The organism is Alicyclobacillus fastidiosus, from assembly GCF_026651875.1.
GTDB lineage: Bacteria > Bacillota > Bacilli > Alicyclobacillales > Alicyclobacillaceae > Alicyclobacillus > Alicyclobacillus fastidiosus.
In genome coordinates, this window is record NZ_CP104067.1 from 4,416,921 (window position 1) to 4,431,635 (window position 14,715).

The 14,715-nt window shown below is 56.2% G+C and carries 17 protein-coding genes; 6 read left to right on the forward strand and 11 right to left on the reverse strand.

Annotated features, from left to right (window positions below):
- Positions 1 to 120 precede the first annotated feature (120 nt).
- The 7 genes from NZD89_RS21725 to NZD89_RS21755 all read right to left on the reverse strand — a co-directional run bounded on the left by NZD89_RS21725 (position 121) and on the right by NZD89_RS21755 (position 6,903).
- The gene (locus NZD89_RS21725; RefSeq protein WP_268004785.1) at positions 121 to 1,362 is read right to left on the reverse strand and encodes a YeeE/YedE family protein; all 1,242 of its coding nucleotides are present in this window, start codon (positions 1,360 to 1,362) and stop codon (positions 121 to 123) included.
- Between the two features lie 166 nt (positions 1,363 to 1,528).
- On the reverse strand, positions 1,529 to 2,707 hold the full coding sequence (locus NZD89_RS21730) for an acyl-CoA dehydrogenase family protein (protein ID WP_268004786.1): 1,179 nt from the start codon (positions 2,705 to 2,707) through the stop codon (positions 1,529 to 1,531).
- Positions 2,708 to 2,729: 22 nt separating this feature from the next.
- Positions 2,730 to 3,440 carry a PIG-L family deacetylase gene (locus tag NZD89_RS21735; protein WP_268004787.1) on the reverse strand — a complete coding sequence of 237 codons (711 nt, stop codon included), beginning with the start codon at positions 3,438 to 3,440 and terminating at the stop codon, positions 2,730 to 2,732.
- A gap of 41 nt (positions 3,441 to 3,481) precedes the next feature.
- The gene (locus NZD89_RS21740) at positions 3,482 to 3,793 is read right to left on the reverse strand and encodes a DUF1806 family protein (protein WP_268004788.1); all 312 of its coding nucleotides are present in this window, start codon (positions 3,791 to 3,793) and stop codon (positions 3,482 to 3,484) included.
- A 137-nt stretch (positions 3,794 to 3,930) separates the two neighbouring features.
- The gene (locus NZD89_RS21745; protein WP_268004789.1) at positions 3,931 to 5,025 is read right to left on the reverse strand and encodes a phosphodiester glycosidase family protein; all 1,095 of its coding nucleotides are present in this window, start codon (positions 5,023 to 5,025) and stop codon (positions 3,931 to 3,933) included.
- 213 nt (positions 5,026 to 5,238) lie between these two features.
- Positions 5,239 to 6,066, reverse strand: a complete 828-nt coding sequence (locus NZD89_RS21750) for a sulfurtransferase (RefSeq protein ID WP_268004790.1) — start codon at positions 6,064 to 6,066, stop codon at positions 5,239 to 5,241.
- A 54-nt stretch (positions 6,067 to 6,120) separates the two neighbouring features.
- The gene (locus NZD89_RS21755) at positions 6,121 to 6,903 is read right to left on the reverse strand and encodes an SDR family NAD(P)-dependent oxidoreductase (RefSeq protein ID WP_268008576.1); all 783 of its coding nucleotides are present in this window, start codon (positions 6,901 to 6,903) and stop codon (positions 6,121 to 6,123) included.
- Positions 6,904 to 7,020: 117 nt separating this feature from the next.
- Here NZD89_RS21755 and NZD89_RS21760 point away from each other — a divergent pair, with 117 nt between their 5' ends.
- A complete protein-coding gene (locus NZD89_RS21760) occupies positions 7,021 to 7,344 on the forward strand; it encodes a hypothetical protein (RefSeq protein ID WP_268004791.1) in 324 nt (107 codons plus the stop codon).
- Positions 7,345 to 7,432: 88 nt separating this feature from the next.
- Positions 7,433 to 8,095, forward strand: a complete 663-nt coding sequence (locus NZD89_RS21765) for an HAD hydrolase-like protein (RefSeq protein ID WP_268004792.1) — start codon at positions 7,433 to 7,435, stop codon at positions 8,093 to 8,095.
- A gap of 157 nt (positions 8,096 to 8,252) precedes the next feature.
- On the opposite strand, the gene NZD89_RS21770 is transcribed toward NZD89_RS21765, so the two are convergent.
- Positions 8,253 to 9,170 (reverse strand): hypothetical protein, encoded by a 918-nt coding sequence (locus NZD89_RS21770; protein ID WP_268004793.1) that lies wholly within the window; start codon positions 9,168 to 9,170, stop codon positions 8,253 to 8,255.
- 145 nt (positions 9,171 to 9,315) lie between these two features.
- Between NZD89_RS21770 and mnmA the strand changes: the two genes are divergently transcribed.
- Complete coding sequence (gene mnmA / locus NZD89_RS21775; protein ID WP_326492875.1) at positions 9,316 to 10,428, forward strand: tRNA 2-thiouridine(34) synthase MnmA; 1,113 nt, start codon at positions 9,316 to 9,318, stop codon at positions 10,426 to 10,428.
- A 129-nt stretch (positions 10,429 to 10,557) separates the two neighbouring features.
- On the opposite strand, the gene NZD89_RS21780 is transcribed toward mnmA, so the two are convergent.
- The gene (locus NZD89_RS21780; RefSeq protein ID WP_268004795.1) at positions 10,558 to 10,689 is read right to left on the reverse strand and encodes a hypothetical protein; all 132 of its coding nucleotides are present in this window, start codon (positions 10,687 to 10,689) and stop codon (positions 10,558 to 10,560) included.
- Positions 10,690 to 10,930: 241 nt separating this feature from the next.
- Here NZD89_RS21780 and NZD89_RS21785 point away from each other — a divergent pair, with 241 nt between their 5' ends.
- The 3 genes from NZD89_RS21785 to NZD89_RS21795 all read left to right on the forward strand — a co-directional run bounded on the left by NZD89_RS21785 (position 10,931) and on the right by NZD89_RS21795 (position 13,583).
- Positions 10,931 to 11,848: a DMT family transporter gene (locus NZD89_RS21785; protein ID WP_268004796.1), complete on the forward strand. Its 918-nt coding sequence runs from the start codon at positions 10,931 to 10,933 to the stop codon at positions 11,846 to 11,848.
- Positions 11,849 to 11,999: 151 nt separating this feature from the next.
- A complete protein-coding gene (locus NZD89_RS21790; RefSeq protein ID WP_268004797.1) occupies positions 12,000 to 12,899 on the forward strand; it encodes a LysR family transcriptional regulator in 900 nt (299 codons plus the stop codon).
- Between the two features lie 63 nt (positions 12,900 to 12,962).
- Entirely contained in the window at positions 12,963 to 13,583 is a 621-nt protein-coding gene (locus NZD89_RS21795; protein WP_268004798.1) for a TetR/AcrR family transcriptional regulator, read from the forward strand.
- Here the strand turns inward: NZD89_RS21795 and NZD89_RS21800 are convergent.
- A complete protein-coding gene (locus NZD89_RS21800; protein WP_268004799.1) occupies positions 13,565 to 13,933 on the reverse strand; it encodes a hypothetical protein in 369 nt (122 codons plus the stop codon). The two genes, NZD89_RS21795 and NZD89_RS21800, sit on opposite strands and share 19 nt — an antisense overlap.
- A gap of 247 nt (positions 13,934 to 14,180) precedes the next feature.
- The gene (locus tag NZD89_RS21805) at positions 14,181 to 14,360 is read right to left on the reverse strand and encodes a hypothetical protein (RefSeq protein WP_268008641.1); all 180 of its coding nucleotides are present in this window, start codon (positions 14,358 to 14,360) and stop codon (positions 14,181 to 14,183) included.
- Between the last annotated feature and the right edge of the window lie 355 nt (positions 14,361 to 14,715).

Here is a 14,715-nt window from a genome sequence, read left to right on the forward strand (position 1 = left end):
TTTGGGGATGATTGTGAAAAGGCCCTTAGGATGGCTTTCGCCTATCCTAAGGGCCTTTTCAGTGCAGTGAGTAGTGAGACAGCCCTGGGACCAGGGTGTCCCTTCACATGGACGCGACAGTTAGTCTGCGCGATTTGACAACGAGAACCAAGGCCGCACTTTCACACCGATGATACTGCCGATAAAACCACAGACCATCCAAGCCCAACCGTGCAAACTAAACGATGCGATGCCATCGAAGTAGGCGCCGATGTTACAGCCAAACGCAATGCGAGCCCCGTATCCCATCAGCACACCGCCCACCAACAGACCCACGATCATGCGAGCTGGAAAACGGCGGAAGTAGGGTTTCGGGAATCGCCCGGCGAGCGACGCAGCCAAGAGTGCGCCGACGATGACGCTGACATCGAGCACGACCGTCGCGTTGGCAAACATGTTCGCGTGAAGGGCCGTGGCGTTGCTGGGCACTTGCCAATATCCCCAGTGCGCGACCGGAATGCCAATCGCCTGCGAAATTTTGGCACCGACGAGCGCAAACGCAAAGGTGACGCCCCATGCGCCGCCGGAAATTACCATCACGACTGCGTTGCCGACAGCGAGGATGACGCTCCCGATAAAGAGTGACCAAGGCCCCCGAACAATCGCCTTCCATCCGCTTCCACCGCCGCGGACCATCGACTGAATCGACCCGTGCTTGCGGCGTTCCCACACGAGGGTGCCAAAGAAGACAATCGCTAAGAGCAATAGGTTAAACAGAAAACCACCCACCGCGCCAAACGAGTGAATGAAGGAGACTGGGCCGACATTCCACGTCCCTTGCCACCACGTGAAGCCCCAACTGCCGAGAACCGAACCAACGATGAATCCGACGATCACGAGAAGTCCTCGCACGTCGCCACCACCTGTATGGAAAAGCGTCCCCGACGCGCAGCCATCGGCCACTTGCATGCCCATGCCGAAGAGGAATGACCCCACGAACACAGACAGACCCACAGGTGAAACGGAACCCACCACTGGGTGTCCGAAGATATGTCCACGCAGGAGAAGCGGCAAGAATAGGATATTTGCGATCAGGAACATGACCATGTGTGAGCGCAGCCCCGCACCGCGACGAGCGACAATGAAGTTCCGCCATGCGCTCGTGAATCCGTAGCGAGCATGGTATAAGGTAATCCCGAGTACACCACCCACTAAATAGAGGAGTGCCTGTGTCAAGGAGATTGCCAAGCCGATATACAGCGTTCCGACCAAAAAGAGAATGAGTGCAAAGGTCATAAATCCCTTGTTGAAACCACGACGGCCTTCTGTCTGCTGACCGGCAGTGGGTCCATCCAGGTTGACCACACGATTTGAGATTGCCAAGGATGACGCCTCCTCTCAGATGTTCTCCAGACTATCTTACACAAAGGTAGTAACTAAATCAAGTTAATTCCAATCTTCTTTATCGGATTAAAAACGAGAAAATAGCGGCTCATCGCTACTGCGACAGCCGCTGTTCTCCTGAACGGGTATCCGAAAGGACCGCTTCTCACTTGCGAAATGGTGCTGTCCCCTCTTTGGCGAGCATTTTAAAGACGATGTCGTCCATCGGAGGGTTGTGCAATCCTGCGCGTACATCTCGGTAGTAGCGCTCCAGTGGCAGCCCTCTGGCGAGGCTGCGGGCGCCGGCGACGCGCATGGCGAGATCGACCACTTCGTAGGCCGCGTTCGTCGCCTGTGTCTTCGCTGCGCCAAACATCGGGCGCAAGCGGGGTCTGTCGACCTCGGAACCCGCATCCCAACGTGCCGCGAGGTCATACATGAGCGTTCGGGCACTGAGGAGTTTCAATTCCATTTGACCCAATTTTTCTTCGATATGTGGAACGTCAGCAATTGGGTGGGAAAGACTATTCGGTTGATACGTCGCCGCAAAGTTCATCGCAAAGTCGCGCGCAGCCAGCCCCACCCCAAGGTAACAGGCGGGGATATGCAGCATCCAACCGCCGCCGTCATTGTTGCGGGCGCTGCGCTCCTTCGGATGTTTCACAGTTACAACGTACGCGTCAGGCACGAACACGTCTTCCAACACGATATCGTGGCTACCCGTGGCACGCATCCCGAGCGTGTTCCAGGTCTCGACAATTTGCACATCCTGCCCGCGCACAATGAACTCGCCGACCTCTTGTGAATCCGCGATGCCAGCCGTCACCAAAATCCAGTCAAGCGCTGGCGACAGTGTGCTAAACGTCTTGCGACCCGTGATCCGGTAACCGCCGTCGACGCGCGCGGCGGTCGTCTCCGGGCGCCCTCCGCGACTCGGGCTCCCCGTGGCCGGCTCACTCGCACAACTGTTGATGAGTGCCCCCGTATCCATCACCGATCGGCAAATGGCTTGAAAGAGCGCATCTGGGAACGCATGACTTGCGCGCAAGTTTAAAATCATCCCGACGTGCCAGCCGATGGCGAGGGCGGTGGAGCCATCTCCACGGGCGAGTTGCTCCTGATGAAGCAATAACTCGCGCAACGAGATTTCCAATCCCCCATATTCCTTTGGCACCGTCCACGTCACGTAGCCGGACTTGCGCAAATCGGCGATATTTTCATGTGGAAAGCTGCCGTCCTCATCGTGCTGGGCCGCGCGTTGCGAAAACGCATCTGCGAGTTCTTTTGTGATGCGAAGTCTCTCTCGCTGTTCAGGAGACGTTACAAAATAATCGTCAAAGTACATCAGCGTTGTTCTCCTCCCCCGCTTACCTGCCGTCAACCAAGCTGTCTCGTCGCCCGAGTCGCGGACCCTGCGCGTGCACGAAGTACTCCCAATTCGACAGTTGGCCGAGACTCTGTCTCTCACTCCCCCAGATGGAGCGGTTCAAGCCGGACTGTGTCTTGTGGGCTCGAAAGGAAGCCAATTTTTGCACCTTGGTCCCTTGGATATCGACTGTCACCATATCGATGACCGGCTGCGGATAGCGTTTAAACGCAGTGACGTCATCGCTCCAAGCGACGTAAAACAGTCGACACGTGCGTTCCGATGGCGCGGTGCACGCGTACGCCTCGAAAGCTCGGGTCGCGACGCGGCCGATGGCACAGTGATCAGGGTGTCCACCGAGCGGATCGTGGAATGTGATCACCACATCTGGGCGCTCCTCTTCCAAGACGCCGAGTACCCGCTCGACAAGCGCCTCTACGGGCTGAATTTCCAGTGTTTTATCGCGGGTATGCAGTAACTCGAGCCGCGCGATGGACAGCGCCTCACACGCATTTCTCAGTTCTCGCTCCCTCGCCGTGGCGATGGACTCTCGGGTGACCGCAGGTGGGACACCCATCCGACGCCCCATCTCTCCGAGCGTCGCACAGACGAGCACTACTCTGTGACCCTCAGTCGCCAGTTTGGCCAGCGTCCCTCCGCAAATGAACGATTCGTCGTCCGGATGAGCAAAAACAGCAACAATGGTAGACATCTGTTCCCCCCGCTCACACTCAAAAACGTATTCCGAAAATGTTACATCGATAATGCCTTCGGGCTAACCTCCAGGCTATGTGCAATGCGAGACTGACTGTCGTATGCCGTAAAGATGAGGACACCATTCTCTTCATAGAAATCTGTGACGTCGTTGAGTTGGACGATGCCGTTGGGCTGTTCCCATTCGAGGTAAACCCGGTACGCGCCGTCACCGTGAATGTGGGCGAGTTTCAGTTGAACGGGTACGTTGCGTATGTAGCCTTGTGGATTGACTTCCATGTGCAGATACACTGTTTGACCGACGTACTGTGCAAGCCACGCCCTGGCCTCATCGACACTTTTGACCTGCATGCGTTCACCTCTTCTCGAACGAACGGGGACAGCAAATCGTTGCCATCCGCTGATCTCAATTTTACCTTCTTTGTGCTGAGACGCAAAAGAGGACGCGAAACTTGCGTTTTGCGTCCTCTTTTGGGAAGGTCACTAGATTAGTTGACGGCGTCGTTCGCCGCTTGTTCCGTGGGAAATACCATCCATGCGTCAGGTAGGTGGCGCTGACCGTTCGGATCGAGTGTGGATGGCGAGTTGAGAATCTTCCCGTCGTCGTAGAGCACGGACGAAGATCCGCCATCCATCGCACACGCATTCACGGCGTGGTACTTGAGCATGATATCCATCACCTGCTTCATGCTGGCACCAATCGAGTGACCACCGTGCAAACGCCCGTTGATCACGACAAATATAACCGTGCCATCACGTTCCTGACCGATGGCCGTGCGCGGGTCCAGCCCCCAGCCACCGTCACCTTGCGTAATGGTCGGTTGACCATCCACCACTAACTCCGGATGAAACTGCATCGCGTCGCGAACGCCGATTTGTGCCAGGTCACTCGTCGTATAATTGCCCATGACCATCACGCCGTCGTTGGTAAAGCCGACGGTCGCCCAACTGGGATCGGTCTTCGACGACTGTCTCACCGTGCCGTTCACGTACTCCAATCCGACTGGTATACCACCCCAACCATTTCCATTCGGATCTTCAAAGCCGCTCGCGTTTACACCCGCTATCGCGCCCACGCGTTTGGCCATATCGGTAATGTACTCCCCCGTCGAACCATGCACCTGTGCAGGTACGAGGCGGACCAGCTTCGGATCTTGGACCAGCATCACATAACCGGTATATCCGTCCTGATGAAGCGGGATGACTTGAACGGGTTGCCCACCTACATCCGCGATATCCCTCGTATTTGCGACGGAGACGTCATCCGTGCTCGATTGCCGGACGGCGATGCCGTTGAGCTCTTTCATGATCTGCGCGTACTCTGATGGAGTCGTCAGATAGCGGGCCCATTCGTAGTGGCGAGTCGACGCCACCGTCTCCGCGGCTAAGAGCCGCAAGTGCGATCCCCACGGTGTACCAAAGGCCACACCGATGCTGCCGCCAAACAACAGCAGGAGCACGCCAAAGACGCTGAGGCTCGCGGCGATAAGCCGTCGTTTTCGGCGACGACCTCTGGCAGCTCGCCGCGCTTTTTGAGACAACTGTGTATGTGAGTGTGTCTGTCGTTCGGGTTGATGCTGCATGTATATGCTCCTCCCCGGCAGAACCCATGAAATTTGCATTGCTAGAGTAGACGACGATGGACGAAAACCGCGATTGACGTTCTCGCATGTTAGACGTTGTATGCTGTGTAGATGTTACAGAAGAGGCGAGAACGTACAAAAAAACGGCGTGCAGGAGCATTCATTGCGAATACTCCTGCACACCGTACATTCTACTTTGATTTCGCCCGCCTGTTAAGCGTTCTCGATAGGATTATCCCGGTAGGTGATCCAATCGCTCCAACTTCCCGCATAGAGGCGTACGTCCTCTGCCCCCGCCAATTTCAGGGCAAAAATGTCTGCGCAAGCCGTCACACCCGAACCACAATACACCACAATTGGTTGCTTTTTTGATACGACGTCGCCAAACCGCCTCTGTTGAACGTCATCCGGTTTCCACCGGCCGTTTTCCATCAGCCCGTTCTGCCACGGATAGTTGACAGCACCTGGGATGTGCCCCGCTTTTGCATCAATTGGCTCGACTTCCCCAGTGTACCTGTCATGCGCGCGAGCGTCGATGAGCATGGCGTCCCACTCGCCGCTCACAATGCGGCGAACGTCATCTACGTCGACCGTCCAACCAGGGTGTATATCCGCATCATAGTTCCCATCAACGCGTGGAGGAATTTGCGTGGAACAGGCAAACCCGCCATCGATCCACGCCTGATAACCGCCGTCGAGGACCAACACGTCCTCGATGCCGACGTACCGGATCAACCACCATGCGCGTGTAGCCATTCCTTCGCCACTGTCGTACACGACGACGGTAGACTTGCGATTGACGCCCACTTGCCCGAGTGTATTGGCGAACACCGCCGCGTCCGGAAGTGGATGCCGACCGCCGTGTTCATGGACCGATGACGATAGGTCCCGCTCCAAATCGAGGTAGTGAGCGCCGGGAATGTGGGACTTCGCGTAGATCTGCTGCCCCCATTCAGGGTCACTCAAGCTGAATCGACAATCCAAAATCACCAATTCCGCGTCCGCTAGCCGCTGGTGCAGCTCATCGGCAGTAATCAGCATATCGATGTTCCTCCTTCTGCGTCGACGCGCTAGCCATGCGTGGGTTGTGCAAAGTCACTGCCCTTTTCGTGCGAATCGCTTGGCGGCCGCTTGGTCGATCGATTTGAGAATCATGTTGTCGATGTTCACGTGTGCTGGACGCGTAGCCGCAAACACGATGCAGTCTGCAACGTCCTCTGAGTTCAGTGGACGCAATCCCTCGTACACTTGGGCGGCGCGAGAGGTGTCCCCGTGATAGCGGACGACACTGAATTCCGTCTCGACCATGCCAGGGTCAATGCTTGTAATCCGCACTGGCTTGCCGAGCAATTCCTGGCGAAGTGACCCGGTGATGGCCCGAACGGCGAACTTTGTCGCGCAGTACACACCACCTCCAGCGTACGCCTCGTGCCCAGCGGTCGATCCCAAGTTGATGATGTGCCCATCCCCGCTCTCCACAAGGTATGGGACAAGTCGCTTGGTCATGCGCAACAGTCCAAGTACGTTCGTATCGAGCATGACCTCCCAGTCTTCCTCGTTGGCCCGCTCATCGATGTAATCGACGCCGAGCGCCTTGCCGGCGTTGTTCACGAGCACGTTGACCTGGCCATAGTGCTCCACGACCCCTTGTACAAAGGCGTCGACGGACGCCTTATCGGTCACGTCGAGCGGTGCGGCAAACGGCTTTTCCCCCGTGATGCGCGCCAGTTCGTCCACTAGCGCGGACAACTTATCCTCACGGCGGGCGCCGACGGCTAGGCGAAATCCTGCACGAGCAAGACCGATTGCCGTGCTATAGCCAATCCCGGCACTTGCCCCCGTCACAACAGCTACTCTGTTGGTTCCAGTAAGACTCATCACACTCATCCCTTCTCCATTTAAAACATCTGGCCACTGGGCCATGGCCTATCACAAAAAGGCGAGTGACCCATACAATGCACCATCGTCAGTCGTACGAAGGAGGCCAAAAAAAACATGGCATGCCCAGAAGTGGTGACTGGATCCGTCGTCATCCCAGGCGAAGATTATGAACGAATTCAGCGGGCGGTGGACAACGGACAATACCTCTGGCGCCTTAGTCCCGTGCGCACTGCCCAGGAGGTCGGTACGGTACACCTCGGCTTGCGAATGAACGACGCCTATACGTTTGTCGAGCAATTTCGAGACTCGGATGACGGCCTCATGCACGCGGTGGTACGCGTCAAACACCGATCCTGCACATATGTACTAGAATTATACCAGCCGGAGAAGCAGGGCCGCGGCGGTATTTGGATCGTCCTCTCCGTCACCCCACTCTGAACTTGCAACGCAAATTCCCAGCGAGTACCCTCAATGTACCGGTTCCTCTCAGACAGGAACTGGTCTTTCATTCACGAGGAGGACAAGCGTGTACTCACATATTTTATTCGATCTCGACGGCACCCTGACAGACTCCCGCCTCGGCATTACGAAGAGCGTGGCCCACGCCCTCGTTGCGGAAGGCTATCCTGCACCCAAACTCGAGGAACTCACTTGGGTCGTGGGCCCTCCCTTGCGCGAGAGTTTTCTCAAACTCGTCGACTCGACCGACGCGGCAGTGGCGGAGCGGCTCCTCGCCCAGTACCGCAAGCGTTTCGAGCCCATCGGAATGTTTGAGAACGAGGTGTACGACGGGATTCGGGACGTGCTGAAGGCGCTCGTCGACCATTCCTGCCACCTACATCTTGCCACATCCAAACCCCGCATCTACGCAGAGCGGATTCTCGAACACTTTTCACTCGCGCCGTTTTTCGAGACCGTCGCCGGTGCGGAACTCGACGGATCGATAGAGTCCAAAGATGACGTCATTCGCACCGTGCTTGAGACCGCGCATCTCGACAAAGCGGCTTGTATCATGATTGGCGACCGGGAACACGACGTCCACGGTGCAGCCGCAAATGGCATTCCCTGCGTCGGCGTCACTTACGGCTTCGGCGAAAAATCCGAACTCCTGGCGGCCGGAGCGCGCTGCATCGTCGACTCCCCGCGCGCTCTCGTCCCCCTGCTCACTGGCGCCCAGCGCTTCGACTGAGTTCCTAGTCTCGCTTACCCGCAGGGTAGGTCTCGCTACGTCGCTGCGCTCCTAGTCTCGCTTACCCACAGGGTAGGTCTCGCTACGTCGCTATGCTCCTAGTCTCGCCTTACCCACAGGATAGGTCTCGCTACGTCGCTATGCTCCTAGTCTCGCCTTACCGTTCACGCTCCCACATGGATGGGGGCAATTTGCCCACCGATTCGATGAGGAGGTCGTACAGGTTGCTTTGCAGCGCCTCGTCTACGGAGATGCCGAGCTTGTCGGCGATATCGGAGAGCGTGAACTTGTCGCGCCGAAGCGTGCGCATCGCCTTCTCCCACTGCTGAAGGTGAGGGCCGTGGTAGTCGATGAGGAAGGACCACTTTTCCTCGTCGATTTGGAGAACGGCATTCAGCATGTCCGTAGCCACATCGACCGTTGCGCCTTGGGCGCCTTTTTCGAACAGCCGTTGCCGAAACACAGTTTTGATCAGTGCCTCCTCGGAGAATTCCATGAGGAATGGTGGCATAATATAGCCAACTGGCAATTTTGCGCGCGCGGCTTGCATCTGCTCGACGCGCTCTTGCTTCGCTAGGCGAATCACTCCCCGAATGCGTTCGAGCTCCTCTTCGTACTCATCTGGATTTCTCGCTTCGACAGGCAACTCGAATCCCCAGGGTACGTTGGCCCGCTGGCCGCCGGCGATACGAGTAGGGCGCCCCACGGTGTATGTCACAAGGTGGTCGTAGACCGTCTTGCCAACCCCGATGAATAGGAAGAGCACGCTCTCACCGCGAATCGGTTCGTACGAATGCCCTGCGGCTACCATGTTGTGGAGAAATCGGTTGGTATTCGCCATATCGCGATACTTCCCGAGGTAGAGGCTCGCCTTGAACGCACTCGACAATCGGTCCTGGTCTGTCGCACGAAGGGCGATGACGCGTCGCGACTGCGCGACTTGCCACCCTTGCTCTTCGTAGCAAATCCGAATAAACTTTTCGATGTTATCCAGATGCTCGTCAATCGGGACGACGTCGTGGAGAAACTTTAGGCGGTCGTGCGTGAGAATGGCGGATCGGTCGAGATGAAACAACAAAAAGAACCACCTTTCACTTGGCTACTAAGGTTGCCCGACGTGCCGAACACCGTTCGGACACGCAGGATACGGATACACAATACACCGCGTCCCCATGGGCGTGCTTGTTTGATTGTACAAATAGGAACAGGAGGTGGACAAGATGCGAAACGAAAATAGCTCCACCCGGGTCGTCGTCGGAATGTCCGGGGGCGTCGACTCATCCGTCAGTGCCCTTTTACTAAAACAGCAGGGCTATGACGTCATTGGCGTCTTTATGAAGAACTGGGATGACACCGACGAGTTCGGTCACTGTACGGCGACCGAGGACTTCGAAGACGTCGCACAGGTCTGCGAACAAATTGGCATTCCGTACTACGGTGTAAATTTTGAACGGGAATACGAATCGCGTGTCTTCCAGTACTTCCTCGAGGAGTACCAGAAGGGCAGGACGCCAAACCCTGACGTGCTCTGTAACAAGGAGATCAAGTTTAAGGAACTGTTGCAGCGAGCGCTCGAACTCGGGGCTGATTACCTCGCTACAGGCCACTACGCTCAGGTTCGCAGGGACGAACGCGGAACCGTCCAACTTGTCCGAGGCGCAGACGCGAACAAAGACCAGACTTACTTCCTGCACACGCTCGACCAAGTCCCCCTCTCGCGCGCCATGTTCCCCATCGGCCACATGGAGAAGTCGCAAGTTCGGGAGATTGCGAAGGAGTTTGGGCTCGCGACGGCGACGAAGAAGGACAGTACGGGCATTTGCTTTATCGGCGAAAAGAACTTCCGGGAGTTCCTCAGCAATTATCTGCCGGCGCAGCCCGGCGATGTGGAAGATACCGAAGGTCGGATCATCGGTCGCCACGAAGGTCTCATGTATTACACGATGGGGCAGCGGCGCGGCATTGGCATCGGCGGAATGAACGACCGAACAGGAGAACCGTGGTTCGTCGTGGACAAGGACTTGGCGCGAAATGTGCTCGTCGTCGCGCAAGGTGCGGACCACCCCCGGCTGATGTCGACAAGCCTTGTCGCAAGTCAGTTGTCATTTGTCAGCGGAGGAGCGCCAGACGAGCGGGAGTTCCGATGCACGGCTAAATTCCGGTACCGTCAGGATGATCAAGGCGTCACGGTGCAGATGCGCGGGGCGAATGAGTGCAAAGTCGTCTTTGACGAGCCTCAGCGCGCCATCACACCAGGTCAATCGGTCGTGTTCTACCACGGTGACGTGTGTCTCGGCGGTGGCATCATCGATTCCCGCCACATCGGAATGTGACTAAATATGGACATTGTAAAGGTGGGCTACAATGACGTAGCCCACCTTTGCGATGTTATTGAGATGAGAACACTGGGTCACGCGCGTGCGTACGTCGAGAGGAACACTACTCGCTCACATCTGCGCAATTCACCACGAAGTGCCCAGTTCACGTTCCCAAGAATCCGCACAATCAAAGCACAACCACTCCGATTTCTCGGTGTCCTGCTCGACTGTCTCGCCGCAAATGGCACATTGATGCTCTGTCTCTTTACGATCCATCTGCATTACCTCCTCCAAGCTTTGTACTGAGTATTGTAGTTCCAATTGGTTGCGTTTTCAACAGATATTTCTGAACATTTAAATAATAGGTGACGAAATTGTGTCACTCGGTCGATACCTATGTACTTCCGCGTGTGCGCGATTGGGATAGCTTGACTTGCAGGCGGTGGTATACTGTGCAAGGAAGTTATTTCGACTTCCGAATGATCCTGTCTGTAGGCTTCTTAGGGAGGCAGCACCGGTGACAAAGTCTCGCATCATCAGCGCATCACTCATCTTTACACTCGTCGTCCTTTGGGGCGTGTCGTTTGCCATTTACAAAGTGGCGTTGGCCGACAGCCCCCCGATCTTATTCGCGGGCATCCGCACGCTGTTCGGCGGTCTCATCGTCCTTTGTATCGCCCTTTTCCGCAACAAGAAGGCTTATCTTCGCAAATACTTCCCTACCTATTTCATCTCAGCCGTATTTAACGTCTTTTTCTTCTTTGGACTCCAAACTGTCGGGCTGAGCTATCTACCTGCCGGGCTGTTTTCCGTGCTCATTTACCTTGAGCCGGTCCTTGTGGGCATCGTGGCGTGGCTCTGGCTTGGCGAGCCGATGTCGCTGCAAAAAGTCATCGGACTCGTCCTCGGGTTTCTCGGGGTTGCCGCCATCAGTGCGCACAGTCTCACACAACACTTGTCGGCCATCGGCATTATCATCGGTATCGCCACCGCCGCCTTCTGGACGATTGGCACGGTCTATTCGAAGAAGGCACAAGAGCGCGTGGATATGATGTGGCTCCTCGCCATCCAATTTCTCATCGGTGGCGTCCTCATCACAGCCCTCGGCTCCATGAGCGAGTCGTGGAGTGCCATTCACGTCACTACCACGTTCGTTTTGGCCACGTTATTCGGCGGATTTTTCGGCATCACGCTGTCCTGGATGATCTGGTTCCACCTCGTCCACGCCGGAGAGGCGACGCGCATCGCGGCGATGACCTTCTTCGTCCCGCTCATCTCCGTGTTGACGAGCGTGATTTTCCTGCACGAATCGCTCAACATCTGGCTTTTGGTCGGTCTCGTGCTCATCGTGTTGGGCATTTATCTGACCAATCGGCAGCAGAAGCAAGGTCGCCTACCCCAGAACTCGTTACCCATCACGCCGCCCATACGCTGAATTCACCCTCACACAACGACACCTCGTCCGCATATGAGACACGCCAAGCCCCATTCACGCTGCCCGCGGGACGACTCGCGGGTAAATGCAGGGCGTCGTCTCCCCCGCAAGAGGATGATATAATGCAAGCAACTTGCATGGGGTGATGGCGATGGATACCAAAGATTTACAACTTTTCTTAGCTGCGTCGCGCAACAAATCCATCTCGCGGACTGCGGAACAGCTATTTATGTCTCAATCGACAGTAACCACGCGGCTTCAGCGGCTGGAACGCGACATCGGATATCAACTGTTCGACCGGATGCCCAACGGCGTACAACTGACCCCGGAAGGCGCCAGGTTCCTCCCCCTGGCTGAACAAATTGTATCGCTGGAGCGACAGATGCTTGAGCCTTCACAACAACCAAAGCGAACCCTGCGCGTGATGTCCGGTCGTGCGTTCGTATCGACGGACGTTCCGATGTGTCTGCACCGCATCGTGGAACTACAGGATGTGCGCCTACAAGTGCGCATGGGCCTGTATGAAAACATGGTGGACGCCCTGATCAACAGTCAGGTCGATTTCTGCTTTCTGGGTGAACCAATCTACCATCCCCGGGTTCGACTCGTGGAATTTCCGGACGACGCCATCGACTTGGTGGTTCCTGCAACGCACCCGTTTGCGCACGACTTTCCAGGTATCAGGGCGATTGCCACCGAGCCGTTCATCGCCTTCAGCGACTCCACAGCGCCCTTTCGCAAACGCGTCACCATGCTGCTCGCCAAGCATGACCTCTTCCCCGAAGTCCGCATGGAACTCGACAGCATCGACGGTATCAAGGCGATGGTGTCGCAAGGCCTCGGTGTCTCGCTGCTGCCGCGCCGGACGCTCGTCGACGCGAGCAGCAAAGGGTATGTCGCCATTCCTATCGCCGACGAGGCGTTCCGACGACCCACCTTGCTGGCTTACCCAGATATCTTGGAGGATGAACCTCTGACGAAGCAGTTCATCGAGGTCGTGAGCGAACACTATCAGCACCAGGCGCGTTTCCATCACGATCCGTCCGTGTAAGTTTTCCCCTGGGGTGCTGCTGACGACTGCATTCGATAGGCACTTTGGAAAGGAGGGCGCGAGGTGCGTGAACCGCTGACCAAACTGGCGCGCAGAGAGGCCATCTACCAAGCGGCCGTCTCTCTATTCGAAACCAAGGGCTATGAAAATGTGACGATTCAGGACGTCGTGGCAACATGTAACGTCGCAAGAGGCACATTCTACCTCCACTTCGAGTCGTTGGAGGCTCTGCTCATCACGTGGTTTGACGACGTGACAGAACAGACGTGGGCACGTATGCGCCCTTATCTGGAAGACCTGTCTATCCCATTTGAAACCTGTACCCGTCAGGTCATCCACGAAGTGTTCGCCCTGTTCACGGAAAACCCGTCCATGTCGAAGGCGTTCTACTGCGGTGGCGGCGAAACGTTCATGCGACGCCGTCACGAGGCCATGTTTGGAAAACTTGGGGGAAAACTACACGAGGCGCTAACCATCCGCCACCCGGATCATCATCGCAGCATGACCTGGACCGTCGCGATGCTCATCTCCCTGGTGGGCGACATGTCGAACTATGCGAGCCAAAATATCGCGACTGAAGAGCTCCAAGCACTTGAAGAAGAAGTGGCCAATTTCGCCATGGCGGGTCTAAGGGCCAACCTAGCCATCGAACGGCCGCCGCTCTCTCACCGCGACGATGGATGAACCACCATCTGCCGGTACCACAGTGCCATCGACGTGCTGATACGGTAGCGAACGACCTTCGCGTCAAACGGCCCCTCGTACACAAGGTCTCCCTCGTCTAACGGGATTCCATCCGCAGCTGCGACCACTCTCACATCCCCTGCCTTGACCGTAGCCGCGAAAATCGTCAGCTGAAACTCGCCATCCCTCGCGCGAAAAGTGACATCCCAACGTCCGTCCGCCCTCTGCACGTAGCCAATCCGTCCATCAAACGTAGCCACCGTATCCACCACGTCTTCCACCATTTGGACGAGCTTGTCTTGAAGTTCCTGTTCCGCTGCTCGGCTCTTCTCTCCCTCGATGTCGCACACCTCCTCTCTATTCGTTCCATACCCAATCTAGCAGATTTGTCGGCTCCACTGATCGCCGAGTCGCGAAAAACGCGCTCCTACCACACCTGTACCGCGGCATTCCACACTCTCTCTTCACGACTGACACGCTCTCAGCATAGATGGGCACTCTGGCCACGTGGCCGTGTACTGCAACAAGGGGGCTTTCCTCATGCCGGAAAGCCCCCTTGTCGTTGAAACGGTTGTATTCAGTATGTGAGCGGTGCGACTATTCAGTAGCCTTTGACAAAGCGTGTTCCCACGACGGGAAATAGTAAAGTGCGCCGCGCATGATCTCTGGGTGCTGTTTCTTGACGTCCTTCTTCGTTAAACGTTCACCATTTGTCACGTACAACTGCTTAATTTGACTCAAAATCGTATCCGCGCTTTCAAGTGGTTGTTGCATCATATCAACCTTCCTTTCCAGTGGATACGCTCATTGTTGCCGAAGCTAGTAGAAATCAAACCTACTTCTCTATCCGATTGACATCTCATCTTCCTCTGTTCTATGTTTACTTTGCCGGCGATTATCGAGTATATCAAGCCGCGAAAGACGGAATGGCGTCCTCTGTCCACTCGCCATTTGGGGTGTAACCAACGTCTGACCAGTATCCACGCGGTTGAGGATTTTTTAGCAAGGTATTGACGAAGTAGCTCAAAGGATTCGGCTTCGCCGACACAACCCAATCGTTCTCCATCGCTCAATGGGCCATCGCGCAGGGATTGTACACGCGCGGTGGCCCCTCGTGCATGTTGAACCGCGC